Below are 21012 nucleotides of genomic sequence, written 5' to 3' on the forward strand. Positions count from 1 at the left end.
ATTATTCAGTTTTGTCGTCCGATGGGGCTTCGGCATCTGTATCAGGCGTTGATGTTGATTCTGCATCATCTCCTTCTACTTCTGCTTCATCCTCTTCGTCGTCATGTTCAATTTTAGCTACTGATGCAATTTCATCATTACCTTTTAAGGTAATCAGCCTCACTCCTTGCGTTGCGCGGCCCATTGTCCTTAATTCGCTTATAGCGATACGTATAATAACACCCGATTTGTTAATGATCATCAGGTCTTCATTATCAGTAACACCTTTTATGGCAACAAGTTTGCCTGTTTTTTCAGTTACGTTAAGTGTCTTAACGCCCTTGCCACCTCTGTTAGTAACGCGGTAATCATCAATATCAGTACGTTTACCGTAACCTTTTTCTGAAACTACCAGTACGGTGGTCTCCGGATTGTCGATACTTATCATACCTACAACCTCGTCATTATCACTATCTAAAGTAATACCCCTAACACCGGTAGCAGTACGCCCCATTGGCCTTACAGTAGACTCATTAAAGCGTATGGCACGGCCTGATTGTAAAGCCATTACTATTTCGCTGTTACCGGTAGTTAACGTTGCTTCTAATAACGAATCGCCATCATTAACGTTAATTGCGTTGATACCATTTGCACGCGGGCGTGAGTAAGCTTCTAACGAAGTTTTCTTGATCACACCTTTTTTGGTACACATAATAATAAAGTTGTTTTCCAGGTAATCCTGGTCTTTAAGGTTAACAACTTTAATGTATGCTTTGATATTCTCCTCTTTAGGGATGTTAATGATGTTCTGGATGGCGCGGCCTTTTGATGTGCGCGTTCCTTCCGGAATTTCAAACACCCTTAACCAGAAACATTGTCCCGATTCGGTAAAGAACAGCATGTAATTGTGGTTAGATGCTATCAGCAAGTGCTCAATAAAGTCAGCATCGCGGCTGTTGCTGCCGATGGATCCTTTACCGCCCCTGCCCTGCCTGCGGTACTCTGTAAGCGGCGTGCGTTTAATATAACCTTCGCGAGAGATGGTGATTACAACATCCTCATCCTCAATAAAGTCTTCGGTTTGCATCTCTGCTGATGAGTGTACCATTTCGGTTTTACGCTCATCACCGTATTTTTCTTTTATTTCTAACAGCTCGTCTTTAATGATCTGCATTCTTAAACCTTCATCAGCTAAGATGGAGTTTAAATAATCTATCAGTTTCATTAAGCCTTCGTATTCGTCTTTGATCTTATCGCGTTCCAGTCCGGTTAACCTCCTTAGGGTCATATCCAGTATGGCGCGTGCCTGTATATCGCTTAAGCCAAAGTTGCTCATTAAGCCTTCGCGGGCCTCATCAGGTGTTTGCGATGCACGGATCAGCTTAATAACCTCATCCAAATGATCTAAGGCTATCAATAAACCTTCAAGTACGTGGGCGCGTTTTTGGGCCTCGGCCAGTTCAAACTTAGTACGGCGTACAACAACCTCATGCCTGTGCTCAACAAAATGATGGATCAGGTCTCTAAGATTTAACATCATTGGGCGGCCATGCACCAAAGCGATATTATTTACGCTAAATGACGTTTGTAAAGCTGTGTATTTGAATAAGTTATTTAATACGATGGCTGCGTTAGCTTCGCGTTTTATCTCATATACAATACGGATACCTTCACGGTTTGACTCATCGCGGATAGCCGATATACCTTCTATCTTTTTCTCATTAACCAGGTCGGCGGTACGCTCAATCATTAAACCTTTATTTACCTGGTAAGGTATCTCGGTTACGATAATCCGTTCGCGCTCATTGCCGTGCATTTCAATCTCGGCGCGGGCACGCAGTACAACGCGACCACGGCCGGTCTCTAAAGCTTCGCGCGGGCCTTCAAAACCGTAGATGATACCACCTGTAGGGAAATCGGGGCCTTTAACGTGTTTCATTAGCTCGGCAACCTCAATATCGCGGTTATCAATTAACGCCATAGTAGCATCAATAACTTCCGACAGGTTATGCGGCGCCATGTTGGTAGCCATACCTACCGCGATACCCGATGCACCGTTAACTAACAGGTTAGGGAATCTGGCCGGCAATACAGTTGGCTCTTGTAGCGAGTCGTCAAAGTTTAGTTGAAAATCAATGGTGTCCTTGTTAATGTCGGCAAGCATCTCCTCGGCAATCTTTTCAAGCCTTGCTTCGGTATAACGCATTGCCGCGGGGTTATCACCATCAATCGAGCCGTAGTTACCCTGGCCCTCAACCAACGGGTAGCGTAAGCTCCACTCCTGCGCCATACGTACCATGGTATCGTATACAGAAGCATCACCATGCGGGTGATACTTACCCATAACCTCACCCACAATACGGGCTGATTTCTTGTAAGGCTTGTTGTTGTTTAACCCCAGGTCAAGCATGCCGAAAAGCACACGCCTGTGTACAGGTTTCAATCCGTCGCGCACATCGGGCAGCGCGCGCGATACGATAACTGACATTGAATAATCAATGTAAGCCGATCGCATTTCTTCATCAATATTTATCGAAATTATTCTGTCTTCTTTGTTCGGATCGTTCTCTGTTCCTTCAGCCATTTTAATTTATTTGTAGATATTATTGCTTTATAATTGATCGTTAAAAAAAGGTTTTATACGACCTGCGAAGTTAAGAATTTAGTTGATTTAAACACCGTTTTTTACCAACAAAATGGTCACAAAAATCACGCTTAATACGTCGTTATTCCTGTTTTTTTCCACATAAAGGCAGTACTCCACATTAAAGGATTGATAAACGAGCCGACGTTTCATGTTTTGTTTCACAAAAACACGAAACAAATGAAACACGTGAAACAATATTTTAACATAACTATATGATAGTGAACTGTTTGTAAAAATTGGGTGAAACAAAATGAAACAACTTTTATGACAGCATATTTATTCATAAAAGATATTTAATATCCTGATAATCAATTGATTGTAAATTGATTGATTATCATTGGTTTTTGTTTCATAAAACAACGCGCGTGAAACAAGTGTAAGGATGAATAATGCCGGGGTCAACCAATATTCTTATAAAGTTGTACCTTGATTTAAATTCATATCGATATGAAAACAGCTACGCGCCTTATACCCTTTATTTTTTTGTTAACCATTTGCCTGCCGTCTAACGCCCAAACCCCCACCCCAAAACTTACCGACAGAAGCAAAAAGGGCATCCTGGCCTACTTTAAAACCATTGTAAACAATAAACAGATAATAGTTGGTCAGCAATGCAGCCAGTCGCCAGACGTGGCATTGGAGTATCAAAAGAATTTTCAGCGGTTGTATGATTCAACCGGCCGCTACCCTGCTTTGATCGGCTTAGATTATGGCTATTTTAAAAACATAAACCTGCCCCAGACTAACGAATACGCTATTAAACACTGGCAACAAGGTGGCCTGGTAACGCTTAGCTGGCATGCCGACTGCCCTTTTACCGCAGGCTATAATGTCCGTTGGGATTCGATGGCTAAGAAAGACAGCATCGACTTTAAGAAACTATTAAAAGATGCACCCAACTCGAAAGAAAAAGAGACTTACCGTGCCGAATTAAACCGCATTGCTACGGCGCTTAAACAGCTAAAAGATGCAGGTGTTACCGTATTGTGGCGCCCGTTCCACGAAATGAACGGGAATTGGTTTTGGTGGGGTGCGAATGACAAAACCAACCCGATAAATGCAAAAGATTACGTCGCACTTTGGGTAGACATGTATAACACGTTTACAGTTGATTACGGCTTGAATAACCTGATCTGGATCTACGCACCCAATAAAGCAAATCCTAAGTATACGGCTACTGTCGACGCGTTATATCCCGGCGATAAGTATGTTGATATAGTGGCAATGGATAACTATCCTACAGCACCCGAGTTTAATGATTATCCTGAGCTGTTAAAGTTTGGCAAACCCGTTACCAATGGCGAAGTCGGACCTAAAAGCGAAGCCTATGGTCGCTTTGACGAAACGGAAGTGCTAAAGACGTTTAAAGGCAAAGCACCCTACTTTTTACAATGGCATAGCTGGACGAATGCGAAAGTGGCTATAGTAGATAACCTGCATGCTAAAGAGTTGATGAATGATGCGGCAGCGATAACGCTGGATAAGATCAGGTAACACTCACCCCACGCGTCATTGCAATGACGTATGACCGAGTTTGGGTTATAAATCCTACTGCACCCTCTTCCAATAATCCTCAATCACAGCCCCACCCGGTAATTTACCGTTCAAAACAAGCGTATCATTGCGGATGGCGTATTGATAATGTACCGGTATATTTAACAGTTTTGATTCCTGCATGCTGTAGGTCTGAGTTTCTATGCAGCTATCGGCAGTTAAGGTATATGTACCACTTTCATATTTCATGGGTTTCTCGCCTTTTTCTAAGAGGAATGCTTCAAACTGCGTATCGGTATATTTGCGTTGCTGGGTATAGCCCTCAGGTGCCGGTGATAGTTTATTATTAAATTTTCCGCCGCAATATTGCCAGGTGCCTTTAAGTGTTTTAACCTCGCTGAAGGAAACTAAAAATACCCCAATAAGCACCAATATTACCCACTTATTCATACTTATACCCAATTAATGTCTTTCTTTAATAATGATAGGGTCCGCTCCTCTTCGCTGCCCGGTTTTGGTTGGTAATTGTACACCCATTTTGCGGTTGGCGGCAGGCTCATCAGGATAGACTCTATCCGGCCATTAGTTTCCAACCCGAATTTGGTGCCGGCATCATACACCAGGTTAAACTCGGCGTAGCGGCTGCGGCGCTGATATTGCCATTGCTGCTGGTCGGCGGTAAAAGTTTCTTGTTTATGGCGATTAACCAGTTCGGTATAAATGGGGATAAACGAACGGCCCAATGCTTTTGAGAATGAAAAGATGTCATCCCAACTCATATCTTCAGTAGCGGTAATACGATCATAAAAGATCCCGCCAATGCCGCGGGTTTCGTCACGGTGTTTGATGAAGAAATAATCGTCGGCCCATTTATTAAAGCGGGTATAGAAGTCGGCATTAAACTTGTCGCACACCGCTTTTAGACCGGCGTGGAAGAACTTTGCATCGTCATCATAAATGTAATGCGGTGTAAGGTCAATCCCCCCGCCAAACCAGCGGACAGGCTCTTTACCCTCGCCAAATGATGACGGCATTTCAAAGTACCGGATATTCATGTGGATGATTGGCACCAACGGATGATTGGGATGAATAACAATAGATACCCCGGTGGCAAAGAAATCGTCGCTCTCTATCTTCAATGCTTTCTTCATTACTTCCGGCAGTTCGCCCTCGACAGCCGAGAAGTTTACGCCGCCTTTTTCAAATATATTACCATCCTGGATAACCCGGGTACGGCCACCACCGCCGCCTTCGCGCTCCCACTTTTCTTCTTCAAATTTGGCTTTACCGTCTACGGCTTCCAAGGCCCGGCAAATCTCGTCCTGGATCTGCTGGTAGTCGGCCGCTATTTGTTCTTTGCTGATCATTGGTGCAAAAATGCGATTTTTTTGCAATTGGAGTGTATTTGGGTTGTCATTTCGAGCATAGCGAGAAATCTATACATAGGGGAATTATTCAACCGTAACATTATTAAAACTTGCATTATGGACATTGTGAAGAATAAAACCGTTTTTCCCTGGCTCAATTATATAAACAATGTATGCTCCACCGAAAGCATTTTTCCCAAAATAGATGCCGTTATGCGTCTTTATAAAATCAATCAGTTCTGTCAAGGTTATCATTTTGAGCGACTTGAACTTACTTTCATTAATAATAACATCCTGTTTTGTTAAAGAGTTTAGTAGTATGTTTTTATCCTCATAACTTTTGTTGTCTAGATAAAGGCAGCCACAATTTATCTTGAAGAATTTTTCAAATACTTCCGAACTTGTTTTGGTCATACGAATGGTATCGGAAGAATGGTTCTTATCAAAAAAATAATAAAGTGTATCAGCTGGCGTACCGGGTATTCGATCAGGTAGCGCAACTTTTTGAGCAAAAAGTAAATTATGCAAACCAAATATCCCAAACAGAAATATTATTATAAACTTGATCTTCAAAACCTTCATTTACGTCGTCATATTCAACTCTTCATCTTCAATATAATCCAGGTCCTTATCAAAGCTTTCTTTAAGTTGACTGGTGGCAAACAAAGCGATGCCGGTTAAGATGATCATCATGAAATAACCCGCGTTTATACGGCCGAAGTGTACCATCAACGCATTAAACGCAAAGTTGATCGGTATTAATGAGCCACGCACAAAGTTTGGCGCTGTGGTTGTAACTGTCGACCGGATGTTGGTGCCAAATTGTTCGGACGCGATGGTAACAAACGTCGCCCAATAACCCACCGCGAAACCCATAAAGAAACATAACCAGATAAACTGGCTTGGGGTGATTCCTTTAGCACTCAGGTAAAACATTACGCTGATGATTGACAACAGCAAAAATATATACATGGTGTTTTTACGCGACCGGCTAAACTGTGCCAGTAAGCCAGCGCCTACCCCGCCTACCGAGATGCCAATGTAAGTATACATAATACCCGTACCGGCGCTTAAGGGTGCGGTTGCACCCAGGGCTTTACCAAATTCGGGGGCCTGCGTAATCAGGATACCCACCACATACCAAAGCGGCGCTCCAATTAAAATACAGCACATGTATTTAAAAAACCGTTTGCGGTTATTAAACAGCATTAAAATATTTCCTTTTGATACATCCTTATCATGGATATTTTTAAACATACCCGACTCGAACGTACCCATCCGCAATAACAGCAAAACAATGCCCAGGCCGCCACCAACGTAGTAAGATGTGCGCCAGTCGTACTTGCCTACATACGCCGCCGCTACGGCGCCTAAAAGGCCTATCATGGCAACAATAGTAGTACCATATCCCCTGCGTTCTTTGCTTAGGGTTTCGCTTACTAAAGTTATACCTGCACCCAACTCACCCGCTAAACCTACGCCGGCAATAAAGCGGATAACGGCATAGCTATTAACATCGTGCACCATGCCGTTAACAAAGTTGGCTACCGAGTATAAAAATATCGACCCGAACAAAACTTTGATGCGGCCCAGCTTATCGCCTATTATACCCCATAGTATGCCTCCTAACAGCAAGCCGCCCATTTGCATATTGATTACGTAGCTGCCCTCGCTTAATATTTTATCGGGTGTTACACCAATATCCGCCAGGCTTTTTACCCGTACTATGGAGAAGATTACAAGGTCATAGATATCAACAAAGTAACCTAACGAAGCTACAAGAACGAGGAAGGTGACATTACGATTGGCTTTGGCCGAAACAGCATCAGTCATATATAGATTTTAAAAATTGGTTTGTCTAAAGTAAGTTTATTAAGCAGCTTTTTAAATTTTTTTGGCAAAAAAAAACCCCTGGGTTTACAGAGGTTCTTTTAGTTTTTAGTTCGGTTAGTAAATTATACTTTTTTTACATTTACTGCCTGTAAGCCTTTTCTGCCGTCTTCTACCTCATACTCAACGCTATCGTTATCTTTAATAGCGTTTACGCCGCCTTGCACATCCTTGAAGTGTACAAAAAGGTCTTTACCGTCGTCGGTAACAATAAAGCCGTAACCCTTTTGTGTGTTAAACCATTTTACTTTTCCAGTTTTCATAATATTATAATAGTATTAAATAATTCGTTATTAAGATATAGATCTATGCCGGGCTGAGTACAAATGGTATTAATAGTCAGCGGAATAAATACACTCCCTTTTCCAAATATATAAAATTATTTAATTATCCAAATAAATTATTTATTAGGTTGTGGCGTTAAGCGTAAGTATGGTTTAACCTCTGTAAAGCCTTTTGGAAACTTCGCAAGGATATCTTCTGTTTTTATAGCTGGTACTACCACTACGTCTTCGCCGTCTTTCCAGTCGGCCGGGGTAGCTACGCTATGGTATGCAGTTAGTTGCAATGAGTCAATCACTCTTAATATCTCTACGAAATTTCTGCCTGTTGAGGCCGGGTAAGTGATGATCAGCTTGATAGTTTTATCAGGGCCGATGATGAATAACGAACGTACTGTTGCGTTAACAGAAGCATTTGGGTGGATCATGTCATAAGCTTCGGCAATCTTACGGTTCTCATCTGCAATTATCGGAAACTGTACATCAACATGCTGCGTTTCATTGATATCTTTTATCCAGCTACGGTGCGATTCGGCCGAATCAACACTCAGTGCCAGTACTTTGGTGTTACGTTTAGCAAACTCGTCCTGTAAAGCTGCGGTGCGGCCAAGCTCGGTGGTACAAACAGGTGTATAATCTGCAGGGTGCGAAAATAATACGCCCCAGCCCTCGCCAAGGTATTCATAAAGGTTGATCTCCCCTAATGAGGAATCTGCTGTAAAATCCGGGGCTTTATCGCCTAATCTTAAACTCATGATAGTGTATATTTAATTTGTATTTATTTTTAAAGTTACAGCGATTGTTTTAAATAACAATAGGGAAGCAAAAAATAATCTACTATTTACATAGATATTACAGAATATAAGGATTGACCAATAAAAAAGCCCCAACCGGATATCCGGCTGAGGCTACTTTATTTTTAATTAAAAAGGGTAATTAAATTTTTTCGATGTTTTTAACTTCACCGTCAGGTGCTAAAGTTAATACCAACTGGCTGTCAGCATTTTTAACATTCACAAAATAAATTACCGGTTCTTCACCATCCTGTGGCTCAAATTTGGTAACGCTTGTTACTTCGTAGTCTTTGTAGCTTTTAGCAATTTTGTTTTTCATCGAATTTGTTACTGTAGCGAAAGCAACTTCCTGGCTAACGCCCCAAAATTCGTTGTCTCTTGAATCATAAAAAGCAGTGTACTTTACATTGTTTTGTGTAAAGCTTACTTTTTGGCTGCTTGCTGTAACTGTCCAAACAGGGTTAACAGCATTTTCGAAATCAGATTTAAATTGCTCTAATACTGCATATGATACGTTTTCTTCTCCGGTTGTAGTTGTGGCTTTTTTGCCACCATCTGCAAATGCAGTTACGCTAAGCATAGTAGCGATTACTGCGGTCATAAATAATTTTTTCATAGTATTTTTATTTTTCAATTGTTACAACAAAATTACTACCATTTTATTAATTAGATAACATTATTTGAATTATAGTAAGAATATTACAATAATATGTATTAAATTGTACCAAATTGTAATTTTTTTATTACACTTAGTGTATAAATTACAATATCTACAGTTAAAAATCAGACTTAATTGGCTTTGTAACAGGCACATTACATAATGCAGGCCTTAAAAAACTACAACACTATAGGGTAATTAGGACGATGGCGAACCGACCCTGAAAAGCAGCACCCTTATTTATCCTGTAATGACCATTTGGGGACAAAGCCAATACTGTTGTTATAAGCCACGCGGTAATACATCTGGCCTTTTTGCAGTACCTGTACTTTGGCATTGGCAGGTATATCGGCAATAATGTTTGATGCGAATTTATCCTCCTGGCGCATTTTTACAATACCCGTTACATTGGGGTGCACATAAGTGGTATATAAAAAGCCAGTGTTGTTTTCGGCCGGTAGTTTAGCGGATAGCGGCGTTACCGGCAATACAGGTTTAGCAGGTGCCGGCTTTGGTACAGTAACTATATTTGGCACAACAGCTTTAACCGGCTCGGGCTTTGGCACTGCAACTATATTTGGCACTGTAACTTTAGCAGGTGCGGGCCTCGGTAATGTTACCATGTTTGGTGTTACAACCTTAACCGTATCCTTTTTAAAGAGTCCTTTTTTAGCTTTAGCTAAATTTCTTTTAAGCCTATGTTTTTTGCGATGCTTTTTAACCGGATGGTTTTCAGCGACAACAGTTTGTTCGGCAAGAATCTTTTCTTTGGCACCTGTTGTAAACAGTTTAATAGTATAAGCTGCAACAAGCAATATGCCGGTTATTACAATAACTTTAAAACTTGTACTGAACCTTTTTAACCGTTGTGCCATAACTAACTTTAAACCATGAAGTTCACAGTGTCAGTATGATTGGTTTTGGTCGTCTTGGTTTAATTGGTTATTAAATATTTTAAGTGATGGGATGTTACAGTGCCTTTATATAATCCAGGAACAGGTATAAAGCCTTGCGTTTATCTTCCGTCAGATCAAAGTTAAGCTTGTGCATCAGGTAATCTTCCAGGTCAAAGTCGGCTCTTGAAGGTAGTTCTTTTAATAGCTCTGCCCTGTGATCCAAACCTGTCTTTAGCGCGCTGTTAAACTCGGCAACAAAGCTTGGCGGGATAGGTTTATTAGCTATCCAGGCGGCAAATACAAATGGCAGGCCGGTAAACTTCTGCCATTCTTCGGCCAGGTCATAAACAAACTTGTAATTTCCTTTTTTACCAAAGGTCCTGTCTCCTATTTGTACAAAGGCGGTTGTTGTTTCCGTGCTGACTGAATAGTCGGTTGCGTTGACAACCAGTTCCGGCTCAATCTTCCAGAAATTCTTTAACAAAACTTTTGCAAGATTATTTGATGAGCGCGACTCGGGGTCTAACTGCAGTTTGGTAACCTCATGGATCTCGCAATTGCTAAATATAAATACCGAGTTTACGGCGCCGTTAGCGCCTATACAATAAGCCGACACGATTTCCCAGTACGGTAAATTTAAAGTAGCAGCAACGGGGATTAAGCCGATATCAACTTTATCATCAATGAGTTTCTGTGCGCAATCTGCCGGGATATCCAGGCTCAGATCAATTTTATTAATAATGTCGGTATGTTGGATGCCGTATAAGAAGGGCTTGGTATTAGTATAGCTTACAGCTGATATTCTGATTTTTTTCACGGAATTAGTTAGGCGTGTTTTAAGTGATCGGCATTGTTAAAGCTTTCGATGCTAAATTTTTCGCCATCAAAAGTAACTTTATACAATACCAGGTTTTGGTGAGGGAAACTATCCATTTCGGTAAGGGGCCTGCCGGTAAGCAGGCATAAAAATAAACGCATTGCGCGGCCATGCATACAAATCAACACCTGCTCCTCTTCGGTATGGCTCATGATGATGCGCAATGCCTCTAACTGACGTAACCTTACATCGTTGGGGCTTTCGCCGTCCTCAAATTTACTATCCAGCCGGCCGGCAACCCAATCGCGCATCATTAATAAAAACGCGGCTTTGGTTTCGGGGGTACTTGTTTTACCCTCGTAAATACCCCAGGCTAACTCGTCAAGTCCTGATAGTTTTTCGTACGGCATACCGGCATCAATAAACTGCTGGATACTTTGCTGGGTGCGTTTAAGTTCTGATATATAGATCTTATCAAACGGAACATTTTTGTAAGCGTTGTAAAACAAGCTGGCTTGCCTGCGGCCCTCATCGTTAAGGTCGGTATCGCGCCCGCGGCCTTGTACTATGCCTTGTTTATTCAGATCTGTTTGCCCATGGCGGACAATGTATAGTGTCTTTATTATCATTTATTCTTGTCATTTGGTCATTGGGTCATTAAGTCGTTGTTAATTGGTCATAAAAATGACCTAATGACTCAATGATATAATGACCTTAATTTATCACCGGCAGTTTATAATACTGCGGTTTTGGCTCTTCGGCAAACTGGTAGTCGTTGTAATCTGTCACCACATTATATAACGTATCACGCTCTATAGGGTAACGGCCAACCTGTTTTATCAGTTCAACCAATTGTTTGGTGCTCATGCCCGGATTTTGCTCTTCGGCACCGGCCATCGAGTAGATCTTGGTGGTATCATCCAAAGTTCCATCTATATCATCCACACCAAAGTTTAGCGATAACTGTGCCGTTGTGCGGCTTATCATTGCCCAGTAGGCTTTGATGTGATCGAAGTTGTCCAGGTAGATGCGCGATATAGCATAGTTCCTTAAATCTTCCACAACGGTAGTTTCTGGTATATGCGACATCTGGTTATCCTGGTTACGAAACTTTAACGGGATGAACGTTTGGAACCCCCCTGTCCTATCCTGCAATTGACGCAACTGCTCCATATGATCTACACGGTGCCAATATTGTTCTATATGGCCGTATAGCATGGTGGCGTTTGAGCGTGCGCCCAGCTTATGCCATTCTTCATGGATAGCCAGCCATTGGTCGCCGGTACATTTATCTTTGGCAATTTGCTCGCGTATTTCGGGATGAAAAATCTCTGCACCACCGCCGGGGATAGATTCCAGGCCGGCATCCAGCATCATTTTCATGCCGGTGGCATAATCAATCTTCGCTTTCTTAAATATGTAATGGTATTCAACCGGGGTTAATGCTTTAACATGCAAATCGGGCCGGTGCGCTTTTATGCGTCTAAACAATTCTGAATAAAAGGCAACGTCGTACTGTGGTAATACCCCGCCTACTATGTGCACCTCGGTAACTGGCTTGTTATCATATTTGGTTACCATGTCGAACATCTCGTCCATGGTATACTCCCAACCTTCTGATTTTTGTTTAAGCAGGCGCGAGTACGAACAGAACTTACAATCGTAAACACAAAGATTGGTAGGTTCGATATGGAAATTACGGTTAAAATAGGTTTTATCGCCGTGGCGCTCTTCGCGAATGTAGTTTGCTAAAACACCTAAATAACCCAGTTCTCCCTTTTCATATAGCAAAACACCTTCGTCAAAAGTTATGCGCTGTTTGTTCAGCACTTTTGCAGCAATGTGTTTTAAATCGGCAGATAAATCCGGATCCTGCAATAATACCTGTAACCTGTTCTCAGCTCCCATTAAAAATACTTTTCGCAAAAATAAGAAATGTTAGTGTAATGGTGGTGTAACATTTAATATCTGTTTATAACGATCTGATTGTATCGATATTAGTAGCGATGGGTTTAAAACCCATCGCTACGGTAAAACATTTTTGAAAATAAATCGGAGATATTGCTGATGGGCAATTAATGGCCCGGCATTTATAATAATTGCTATAGTTTAGTAACCGAAGTTATAGCAATACCGGTAAAGGCATCAGATACACCTTTGGGCTCGTATCCTACTAAGGATATTATGCCGGCGTTATTTGTTTCAAAGCGCATATCGTTAGTTTTTTTGTCCACAGCTAACCAAACATTTTTGGCCTTTTCATAAAGCTGATCCATGGTGTAAGCGTCAAAGCCCTCTTTGTGCGATGCCAGGTCGGCAGCAGTTTCTTTCCATTGTGGTGAAGCAACTCTTTTGCCGGCATTTGTGGCAGGTTCGTGTACAAAGATAAAATAATCCCGGTTAGTTACTTTGCCATTTACTACTGTTATACGCGTAGAATCATCTGTCCAACCTTGCGATTTGGTTGTATAAACATAAGAGTTATTTGCACTGGTTTTGAACGTTTCCCAGGTTTGCAAACTGGTGTCAAAATTGGTTAATACAACGTCTTTTTTGCATGATACTGCAAGTAAAACAGAGATGGTTGCTATTAATAAAGCTGATTTTCTCATAGGTGGTTGGATGTATTATAAGGTTAAGATGTTGTAAAATTAAAAAATCAAACTAATAATTAATAATAATTTACGGTAATTTGAACTATCATGAAAACGGAAACCATAGCCATACATGCCGGTAACCATACCGACGAAACCACAGGTGCAGTTGTACAACCTATAACCATGTCGACTACTTTTGAACGTATGGAAGATGGCAGTTTCCGCGAAGGCTTGATTTATAGTCGTGCTGCCAACCCTAACCGTACATCGTTAGAGAAAGTGTTAACGCAGTTGGAAGGTGGCGCTGACGCGGCGGCATTTTCATCGGGCAACGCTGCTGGCATGGCTGTTTTTCAGTCGTTACAACCGGGGACCCATATTATCGCACCCGATGATATGTACCATGGCCTGCGCAACCAGCTAAAACAATTGTTTGCCGGGATACTCGAGTTTGATTTTATTGATATTGATGATACAGATGTTTTAAAAGCACACCTTAAACCCAATACCGGTGTGATATGGATTGAGACACCATCTAACCCGTTATTAAAGGTTACTGATATTAAAAAGGTCGTCGCGTTAGCAAAACAGCATCAAATTAAAGTTGTATGCGATAATACTTTTGCCACGCCTATATGCCAGCAGCCATTAGCATTGGGTGCCGACCTGGTAATGCACTCTACCACCAAATACTTCGGCGGGCATAGCGACCTGATGGGCGGTGCATTAATAACCGCGAAGAATGACGGTTGGTGGGAAAAGATAAGAAACGTACAAACCATGGGCGGCGCCATCCCCTCGCCTATGGACTGCTATTACCTGGTGCGCAGTATTAAAACATTGCCTTATAGGATAAAGGGGCATTTGCACAACGCGCAGTTGTTGGCTGAGTTTTTAGATAACCATCCGTCTGTTGAGCAGGTACTTTATCCCGGCTTGTCATCGCACCCCAACCATGAGGTAGCTAAAGCACAAATGACAGGCTTTGGCGGTGTATTATCCTTTTGCTTAAAAGGCGGTGAAGAAGAAGCTCGAAAGGTTATAAATAGACTAAAATTATTTACCAAAGCAACCAGCTTAGGCGGAGTTGAAAGTTTAATTGAACACCGCGCTACAGTTGAAGGCCCGGATACTAAAACGCCGTTTAACCTGCTGCGGGTATCTGTAGGTTTAGAGCATATTGATGATTTAATTGCCGATTTGACTCAGGCATTGGCGTAACGCATTGCACCTTTGCCTAAAGCACGCCTAAATATGCTAAGCTGACCAATTGAATAAGCGTGGTGATGATTGGCGTATGCCCAAAGACCGGCTAATGTATCATCAAACTTATACATAGGATGCCTTGTATCAATTTGTTGTTCAAGCTGATCATTGCTAATACCTTCTAACCCGTTTCTTATAACGGGCAGTATTTCCTGCCATTTATCCCGGATCATTTGCAAGGTTGGCAGTTCGCATTTGGGGGCTTTAAGGTCATCTTCGGTTGCGCCCTCTTTCGACATAAAATGATAGGCCCACGGTATATCCAACTTAACGCCACCAATTTTCGCAAGTATGCCCTGATCCCATAGCATATGGCCGGCTATCCATTTTGCTGTGTTTTTCATTCCGGCTACGGTTTGGTTCGATTCTTCGTCACTTATCCCGGCGATAACATTATTATACAATACACCATGCAGATCATATTGTGCCAATAGTATGTTTTTTACGGACATATATTTATTTTTTTTATCCTCAAAACTAAAGCAATTTTTTACACCTGGTAAGGGCGAAACATGCCAATATAACGGTGCTTTTAAGACAATAAATAGCCGTTTGATACAGGCCTGATCACTCAAAAACAAATAAAATTTGTAATTCAACTAATTATCACGTTATATTTGCAGCATAATCAGGTAGTAATACTTGTTAATAATCAATTCCCTTATACGGTTTTGATTTATAAAGAAGCGGCGAGAGATTAGGCTCTGTGACCCGCTGGCAACCCTCTGAAGTTAGAGAAGGTGCCAATTCCTTACCCGGTAAATATCCCGGGAAATATAAATTAACAACATGGAAAATTTAACAAACACCCATTCCCAAAAATCTTTTAAGGCCGCTCAAGGTTTAACCACCTGTTATAGCATTATATGCTATATGCGCTGCTGTTGATCTACAGTTAATACGTTCCCTTTTCGCTTCATGAAAATACGTGTACTGTCAACGGTTTATCAATCCGTTTACATTAACCTCAACAGCAAACCAATTACAAAGCTTTACAATGAATACACTATACTACAAATCTAACCAACCTTTCGAAACAGAATCGGGCTACGTACTGCCCGAAGTGGAATTAGGTTACCATACTTACGGCACACTTAATAAAAATAAAGACAACGTAGTTTGGGTTTGCCATGCCTTCACAGCAAACTCGGATGTATTGGATTGGTGGAAGGGCTTATTTGGCAATAACGACTATTTTAATCCTGAAGAGCATTTTATTGTTTGTGCCAACATGCTGGGTTCGGCTTATGGATCAAGCGGGCCTTTAAGCATTAACCCAACTACAGGCCTGCCCTATTACCTGGCTTTTCCGCAGGTTACGGTTAGGGATATGGTTAAATCGCAGCAATTATTGGCTAAGCATTTAGGTATTGATTGCATCCATACATTAATAGGCGGATCGTTAGGCGGCCAGCAAGCTATGGAATGGGCTATTATTGAGCCCGATTTTATAAAGAATTTAATAATTATAGCCGCAAACGCTAAACACTCGCCATGGGGCATTGCCTTTAACGAATCGCAACGCCTGGCAATAGCTGCCGACAGGACTTTCTATAACCATAACCCTAAAGGTGGTGCTAAGGGGCTTAAAGCTGCACGCAGCATGGCCTTATTGTCTTATCGTGGCTATAAAACCTATGGCATAAGCCAGCAGGAAGATGGCGACGCTACCGTGGACAACTATAAAGCAGCCAGCTATCAAAATTACCAGGGCGAGAAATTAGTGGCCCGGTTTAATGCTTATAGTTACTGGTACTTAACCAAGTCAATGGACTCGCATAACGTGGGCCGTAACCGTGGTGGCATTGAAAAAGCGTTAAGTTTAATAAAAGCACGCACACTGGTTATTGGCATTAAGTCGGATGTGTTATTCCCTATCGAGGAGCAACAATACTTATTCCAACATATCCCTAAGTCGGCCTTTGCCGAGTTCGATTCGTACTACGGGCACGATGGATTTTTAATTGAAACAGAAGCATTAACTAATATTATCACATCATTTTTTAAAACAGACGTAAAAGGAAAGATCATCCAATTACAGCAAATAGCATAATGAGCAAGAAACTAAATATCGGCCTTTTTGGCTTCGGAGTTGTTGGCCAGGGATTACACGATATCATCAGAACTAAAAATCTAAACCTCGAAATAAAAAAGATCGCCATTAAAGACGCGTCTAAAAAAAGATCGTTACCCGAGCATTATTTTACTACCGATAAAAACGAACTGTTAAATAACCCCGAGATCAATACCATCATCGAGTTAATTAACGATACTGAGGCCGCTTTTGATATTGTATCTACCGCGTTAAAAACGGGTAAGAATGTAGTATCGGCCAGTAAAAAAATGATAGCCCTGCACCTGAACGAATTAATTGCGATACAGGAAGAATACGGCACCTCCTTATTATATGAAGGCGCGGTTTGCGGCAGTATTCCTATTATCCGTAACCTGGAAGAGTATTATGATAACGAGCTGCTGCACTCTATCAGCGGTATTTTTAATGGCTCATCAAATTACATCCTATCAAAAGGTTTTTTAGAGAATCTGGATTATGATGCTGCATTAAAGCAGGCACAGGATCTTGGTTTTGCCGAAACAGACCCTATTAGTGATGTTGGCGGGTTTGATGCCAAATACAAGCTGATTATAGCCGCGGCGCATGCTTATGGTGTGGTGATCGATCCGGAGAAGGTGTTTAACTTCGGGATCCAAAACCTGGCAGCCCAGGATATCCAGTACGCCCGCGAAAAGAACTTAAAAATTAAGCTGGTGCCCGTTGCAAAGGAGTTGGATGATAAGCATGTAACACTGTTTGTGCTTCCTAAGTTTGTTAACGAAACCGAGTTTTTATACAATGTAGAGTACGAATACAATGGTGTAACTGTACAGGCTGCTTTTGCCGATCAGCAATTCTTTTTTGGTAAAGGCGCGGGCGGCCATCCTACAGGTTCGGCTGTATTGTCTGATATCGCGGCTTTGCGTTACGACTATCAATACGAATACAAAAAAACAAAGGAGAGCAAAGGCTTAAACTTCACTAACGATATCGAGCTGAACATTTACCTGCGTTATGATAATGAGGAATTGGTTGAATTATTGGATTTTATAAATATAAAAGAGCGCTATTATTCAGGTACTTATAAATATGTAATCGGAAAAGTAAATCTTCAAAAACTGATTGAAAATGAATCCCGTATATATTCAGACAAAGCATTTATTGCTTTCGCCGATCAGCTAACAGGGGTCAGTTTAGCTCCGGCACAAAAATAACCGCCTGATTTTCAGTAGTCAGGTTGTAAAAGGGTTCTGCAAAACAGAACCCTTTTTTATGCCCGAAACATTATCTATTTTTGCCAACCAAATAAAGCCCCGCATTTGATGTATAAACTTGCCAGATTCTTCACAAGCAAACCTTTTGTATTTACGGTATGGTTTGGTTTAAGTTTGTTTGCAGTTGGTAAAAGTGTTGTTTTAGGCCATAGCCATATCCACAATAATTACTTTGTATATAAGTATAACTTTTACCATGTTATCAACCAGCAAAACCTGTATTTGCATGATGCGGTTCATTATTTCGATCTGAACCATTACGGGCCAATATTTGCCTATGTTATAGCCCCTTTTGCTTTAATGCCCGATGCGTTGGGCGTAGTTTTATGGGTTATGTTTACCGCCTGGCTATTGTTGTTTGCTATTCAAAAGCTACCTATAAAAAAAAAACACGGCCTCATTATCTTACTGCTTTGCGCTCATGAGTTAATGACATCGGCAGCCAATGTGCAGATAAATCCGCTTATAGCAGCATTGATCATATTCAGCTTTATATTTATCAAGAATGGGAATGATTTCTGGGCCGCGCTGATGATAGCTTTAGGTACATTTATAAAGCTGTATGGGATAGTTGGTTTAGCATTTTTCTTCTTTTCTGACAATAAAATAAAACTGATAGGGTCGCTTATATTTTGGTCGGTAGTGTTATTTGTATTGCCCATGCTGATATCGACACCGGCGTTTATTGTTCAAACCTATAAAGACTGGTATGCCGACCTGGTAAGCAAAAACGTATACAACATTGCTTCAACCCGCGAGGACGTTTCGGTTATGGGGATGGTTAGGAAAATAGCTTTCCCCCATCTGTCTAACCTGGTTGTGTTATTGCCGGGCGTTGTGCTATTTGGCTTGTCATATTTAAGGATAAAATTATTCCGTAACTTAAACTATCAGCTGTTAATGGTAGCCTCAACTTTAATTTTTCCGGTGATATTTAGTACGGGATCCGAGTCGCCTACTTATATTATCGCTTTTGTGGGCGTAGCTATCTGGTACATCAATGCAGAGCGGCCATTCTCAAAACTGGATATTGCCTTATTAATTTTTGCGTTGATATTAACCAGCCTTTCACCATCTGATCTGTTTCCGCGATATTTGAAAGAGCATTATGTAGATCCGTACGCTTTAAAGGCCCTGCCGTGTTTTTTGATATGGTTGAAAATAATTTACGAGACATTGTTCAGGAAACTCACAAATAAGGATATAATTGCAGTAGCGGCATGAAAAAGAAACTATCAATTGTAATCCCGGCTTATAACGAGGAAAAGAATATCAGCCATTTAGTTGCCGAACTGGATAAATCAATGGCCGCTACGGGTTATGATTACGAATATATTTTTGTAAACGATGGCAGTAAAGATAATACCCTGCATGAAATAAAATTACAGGCCGAAACCCATCCGCATGTTTTTTATATCGAACTATCAAAAAACTTTGGTAAGGATTATGCGCTTAAGGCTGGTATTGATATGGCCAAAGGCGATGCAATCATCACCATGGATGCCGACCTGCAACATCCCCCCCACCTACTGCCGCAGATGTTAAAGTACTGGGAGGAGGGTTATGATATTATTTATACTTACCGCGAAGACGCCAACCCGCATGTAAGTCGTTTTCAAAAATTCGCATCGAAACAGTTTTACAGGTTTATCAATGCCATATCAGATATTACACTGGAGAACGGCATATCTGATTTCAGACTGATGGACGAAAAGGTGGTGGCAGAATTAAAACAAATAACCGAATACGAGATATTTTTTAGAGGGATGGTTAAGTGGGTAGGCTTTTTACAGGTTGGTATCCCCTATACCCCTGCCGCGCGCCATACCGGCGAGGCAAGTTACTCTTTCTGGAAGTTGGTAAAGCTGGCGGTTGGCAGCATTATGGCGTTTAGTGTGCGGCCCCTTTATATTGCTACGGGGTTAGGGTTGTTCTTTTCGGTATCTGCATTGCTGTATATTCCTTACATCTTTATAAGCTATTTCTACGGCTATGACGCGCTTTCGGGCTGGGCATCGTTAATTGCTACGGTTGCATTTTTTGGTGGCTTACAGCTGCTGGTATTAGGCATTATCGGCTCCTACCTTGGTAAGATCTTTATGCAAACCAAACACCGCCCTAATTATATCATCCGGTCAACAAACTTAGTAAAGCCTAAAAAATGATTTTATTAGGGTTTGATGTAGAGGAATTTGATATGCCAATGGAGTATGGCAAAACCATATCTTTTGAAGATCAGTTAGCGATATCTACCACTGGTACCCTTTTAATTTTAGACCTGCTGAAAACAACCGGGATAAAAGCTACGTTTTTTTGCACGGCCAATTACGCGGTTAACAAACCCGATATCATAGCTAAAATGGTGGCTGATGGGCATGAGATCGCCTCGCATGGCTATTATCATTCTGATTTTAAAGTAGAGCATCTGGCCCAGTCAAAACAAAAGCTCGAAGAAATATCAGGCACGCCGGTTACCGGTTTCCGTATGGCGCGGATGATGCCGGTTGATGAGGCGGAAATTGCGAAAGCGGGTTATGCCTATAACACATCCATGAACCCAACCTTTATTCCGGGCCGTTACAATAATTTAAAAAAACCACGCGCCTGGTATTTTGATCATGGTGTTTTACAAATCCCGGCTTCGGTTTCGCCGTTAGTGCGTTTCCCTTTATTTTGGCTGACATTTCATAATGTGTCGTTAAACATCATCAAACTTATGAGCGCCGCCGCGCATCGTAAGGATGGTTATTTAAACCTGTATTTTCACCCTTGGGAGTTCACTGATCTGAAACAGCCGGAACGATTTGGTTTCCCCAATTACGTTTCTAAAAACTCAGGGGATGATTATGTTAGAAAGATAAAATCATTCATTGTATGGGCGCAATCAAAAGGCTATGAGTTTGCAAGGACAGCGGATTTCGCTGAGGCGATAATAAAAGCTAAAAAATAGCTCAACAAAAAGAGCCACCCAAATGGGCAGCTCCTTTATATGTATC

Annotated in this window: 21 protein-coding genes and 1 riboswitch; of the genes, 7 read left to right on the plus strand and 14 right to left on the minus strand. The window is 41.4% G+C overall.

Annotated elements, in window-relative coordinates; genetic code table 11:
- Position 1: 1 nt before the first annotated feature.
- Positions 2 to 2563 (minus strand): DNA gyrase subunit A, encoded by a 2562-nt coding sequence (gene gyrA, locus ABIB50_RS15245; RefSeq protein WP_429380924.1) that lies wholly within the window; start codon positions 2561 to 2563, stop codon positions 2 to 4.
- A 510-nt stretch (positions 2564 to 3073) separates the two neighbouring features.
- On the opposite strand from gyrA, the gene ABIB50_RS15250 reads away from it, so the two are divergent.
- Positions 3074 to 4120, plus strand: a complete 1047-nt coding sequence (locus ABIB50_RS15250; protein WP_429380926.1) for a glycosyl hydrolase — start codon at positions 3074 to 3076, stop codon at positions 4118 to 4120.
- Between the two features lie 54 nt (positions 4121 to 4174).
- On the opposite strand, the gene ABIB50_RS15255 is transcribed toward ABIB50_RS15250, so the two are convergent.
- The 12 genes from ABIB50_RS15255 to ABIB50_RS15310 all read right to left on the minus strand — a co-directional run bounded on the left by ABIB50_RS15255 (position 4175) and on the right by ABIB50_RS15310 (position 13435).
- Complete coding sequence (locus tag ABIB50_RS15255; protein WP_429380928.1) at positions 4175 to 4570, minus strand: hypothetical protein; 396 nt, start codon at positions 4568 to 4570, stop codon at positions 4175 to 4177.
- A 2-nt stretch (positions 4571 to 4572) separates the two neighbouring features.
- Positions 4573 to 5487, minus strand: a complete 915-nt coding sequence (gene hemF, locus ABIB50_RS15260) for an oxygen-dependent coproporphyrinogen oxidase (protein WP_429380930.1) — start codon at positions 5485 to 5487, stop codon at positions 4573 to 4575.
- 84 nt (positions 5488 to 5571) lie between these two features.
- Positions 5572 to 6069, minus strand: a complete 498-nt coding sequence (locus ABIB50_RS15265) for a hypothetical protein (protein ID WP_429380932.1) — start codon at positions 6067 to 6069, stop codon at positions 5572 to 5574.
- Complete coding sequence (locus ABIB50_RS15270) at positions 6070 to 7320, minus strand: MFS transporter (protein ID WP_429380934.1); 1251 nt, start codon at positions 7318 to 7320, stop codon at positions 6070 to 6072.
- 122 nt (positions 7321 to 7442) lie between these two features.
- The gene (locus ABIB50_RS15275; protein ID WP_429380936.1) at positions 7443 to 7640 is read right to left on the minus strand and encodes a cold-shock protein; all 198 of its coding nucleotides are present in this window, start codon (positions 7638 to 7640) and stop codon (positions 7443 to 7445) included.
- 137 nt (positions 7641 to 7777) lie between these two features.
- Positions 7778 to 8413, minus strand: coding sequence for a peroxiredoxin (locus ABIB50_RS15280; RefSeq protein WP_429380938.1), 636 nt, complete (start codon positions 8411 to 8413; stop codon positions 7778 to 7780).
- A 181-nt stretch (positions 8414 to 8594) separates the two neighbouring features.
- On the minus strand, positions 8595 to 9068 hold the full coding sequence (locus ABIB50_RS15285) for a hypothetical protein (RefSeq protein WP_429380940.1): 474 nt from the start codon (positions 9066 to 9068) through the stop codon (positions 8595 to 8597).
- Between the two features lie 278 nt (positions 9069 to 9346).
- A complete protein-coding gene (locus ABIB50_RS15290; protein ID WP_429380942.1) occupies positions 9347 to 9985 on the minus strand; it encodes a hypothetical protein in 639 nt (212 codons plus the stop codon).
- Between the two features lie 94 nt (positions 9986 to 10079).
- Positions 10080 to 10823: a menaquinone biosynthetic enzyme MqnA/MqnD family protein gene (locus tag ABIB50_RS15295; RefSeq protein WP_429380944.1), complete on the minus strand. Its 744-nt coding sequence runs from the start codon at positions 10821 to 10823 to the stop codon at positions 10080 to 10082.
- Positions 10824 to 10831: 8 nt separating this feature from the next.
- Positions 10832 to 11452: a histidine phosphatase family protein gene (locus tag ABIB50_RS15300; RefSeq protein ID WP_429380946.1), complete on the minus strand. Its 621-nt coding sequence runs from the start codon at positions 11450 to 11452 to the stop codon at positions 10832 to 10834.
- Positions 11453 to 11537: 85 nt separating this feature from the next.
- On the minus strand, positions 11538 to 12731 hold the full coding sequence (mqnE, locus tag ABIB50_RS15305; protein ID WP_429381006.1) for an aminofutalosine synthase MqnE: 1194 nt from the start codon (positions 12729 to 12731) through the stop codon (positions 11538 to 11540).
- 194 nt (positions 12732 to 12925) lie between these two features.
- Entirely contained in the window at positions 12926 to 13435 is a 510-nt protein-coding gene (locus ABIB50_RS15310; protein WP_429380948.1) for a hypothetical protein, read from the minus strand.
- A gap of 90 nt (positions 13436 to 13525) precedes the next feature.
- On the opposite strand from ABIB50_RS15310, the gene ABIB50_RS15315 reads away from it, so the two are divergent.
- Entirely contained in the window at positions 13526 to 14641 is a 1116-nt protein-coding gene (locus tag ABIB50_RS15315; RefSeq protein WP_429380950.1) for a trans-sulfuration enzyme family protein, read from the plus strand.
- Here the strand turns inward: ABIB50_RS15315 and ABIB50_RS15320 are convergent.
- Positions 14626 to 15138: a DinB family protein gene (locus ABIB50_RS15320; RefSeq protein ID WP_429380952.1), complete on the minus strand. Its 513-nt coding sequence runs from the start codon at positions 15136 to 15138 to the stop codon at positions 14626 to 14628. The genes ABIB50_RS15315 and ABIB50_RS15320 overlap by 16 nt on opposite strands.
- Before the next feature lie 221 nt (positions 15139 to 15359).
- A riboswitch (SAM riboswitch) is annotated at positions 15360 to 15469 on the plus strand.
- A gap of 214 nt (positions 15470 to 15683) precedes the next feature.
- Here ABIB50_RS15320 and ABIB50_RS15325 point away from each other — a divergent pair.
- From ABIB50_RS15325 to ABIB50_RS15345, 5 genes are all read left to right on the plus strand, one after another.
- Positions 15684 to 16739: a homoserine O-acetyltransferase family protein gene (locus tag ABIB50_RS15325; RefSeq protein WP_429380954.1), complete on the plus strand. Its 1056-nt coding sequence runs from the start codon at positions 15684 to 15686 to the stop codon at positions 16737 to 16739.
- Positions 16739 to 17956, plus strand: coding sequence for a homoserine dehydrogenase (locus ABIB50_RS15330; protein WP_429380956.1), 1218 nt, complete (start codon positions 16739 to 16741; stop codon positions 17954 to 17956). The genes ABIB50_RS15325 and ABIB50_RS15330 overlap by 1 nt, the downstream gene beginning before the upstream one ends.
- Positions 17957 to 18064: 108 nt before the next feature.
- Positions 18065 to 19240 carry a glycosyltransferase family 87 protein gene (locus ABIB50_RS15335; protein WP_429380958.1) on the plus strand — a complete coding sequence of 392 codons (1176 nt, stop codon included), beginning with the start codon at positions 18065 to 18067 and terminating at the stop codon, positions 19238 to 19240.
- On the plus strand, positions 19237 to 20181 hold the full coding sequence (locus ABIB50_RS15340; RefSeq protein ID WP_429380960.1) for a glycosyltransferase family 2 protein: 945 nt from the start codon (positions 19237 to 19239) through the stop codon (positions 20179 to 20181). Before ABIB50_RS15335 ends, ABIB50_RS15340 begins: the two co-directional genes overlap by 4 nt.
- On the plus strand, positions 20178 to 20966 hold the full coding sequence (locus tag ABIB50_RS15345) for a polysaccharide deacetylase family protein (protein WP_429380962.1): 789 nt from the start codon (positions 20178 to 20180) through the stop codon (positions 20964 to 20966). Before ABIB50_RS15340 ends, ABIB50_RS15345 begins: the two co-directional genes overlap by 4 nt.
- Positions 20967 to 21012: the final 46 nt, after the last annotated feature.

The sequence above is a fragment of the Mucilaginibacter sp. UYCu711 genome (assembly GCF_050433825.1).
GTDB lineage: Bacteria > Bacteroidota > Bacteroidia > Sphingobacteriales > Sphingobacteriaceae > Mucilaginibacter.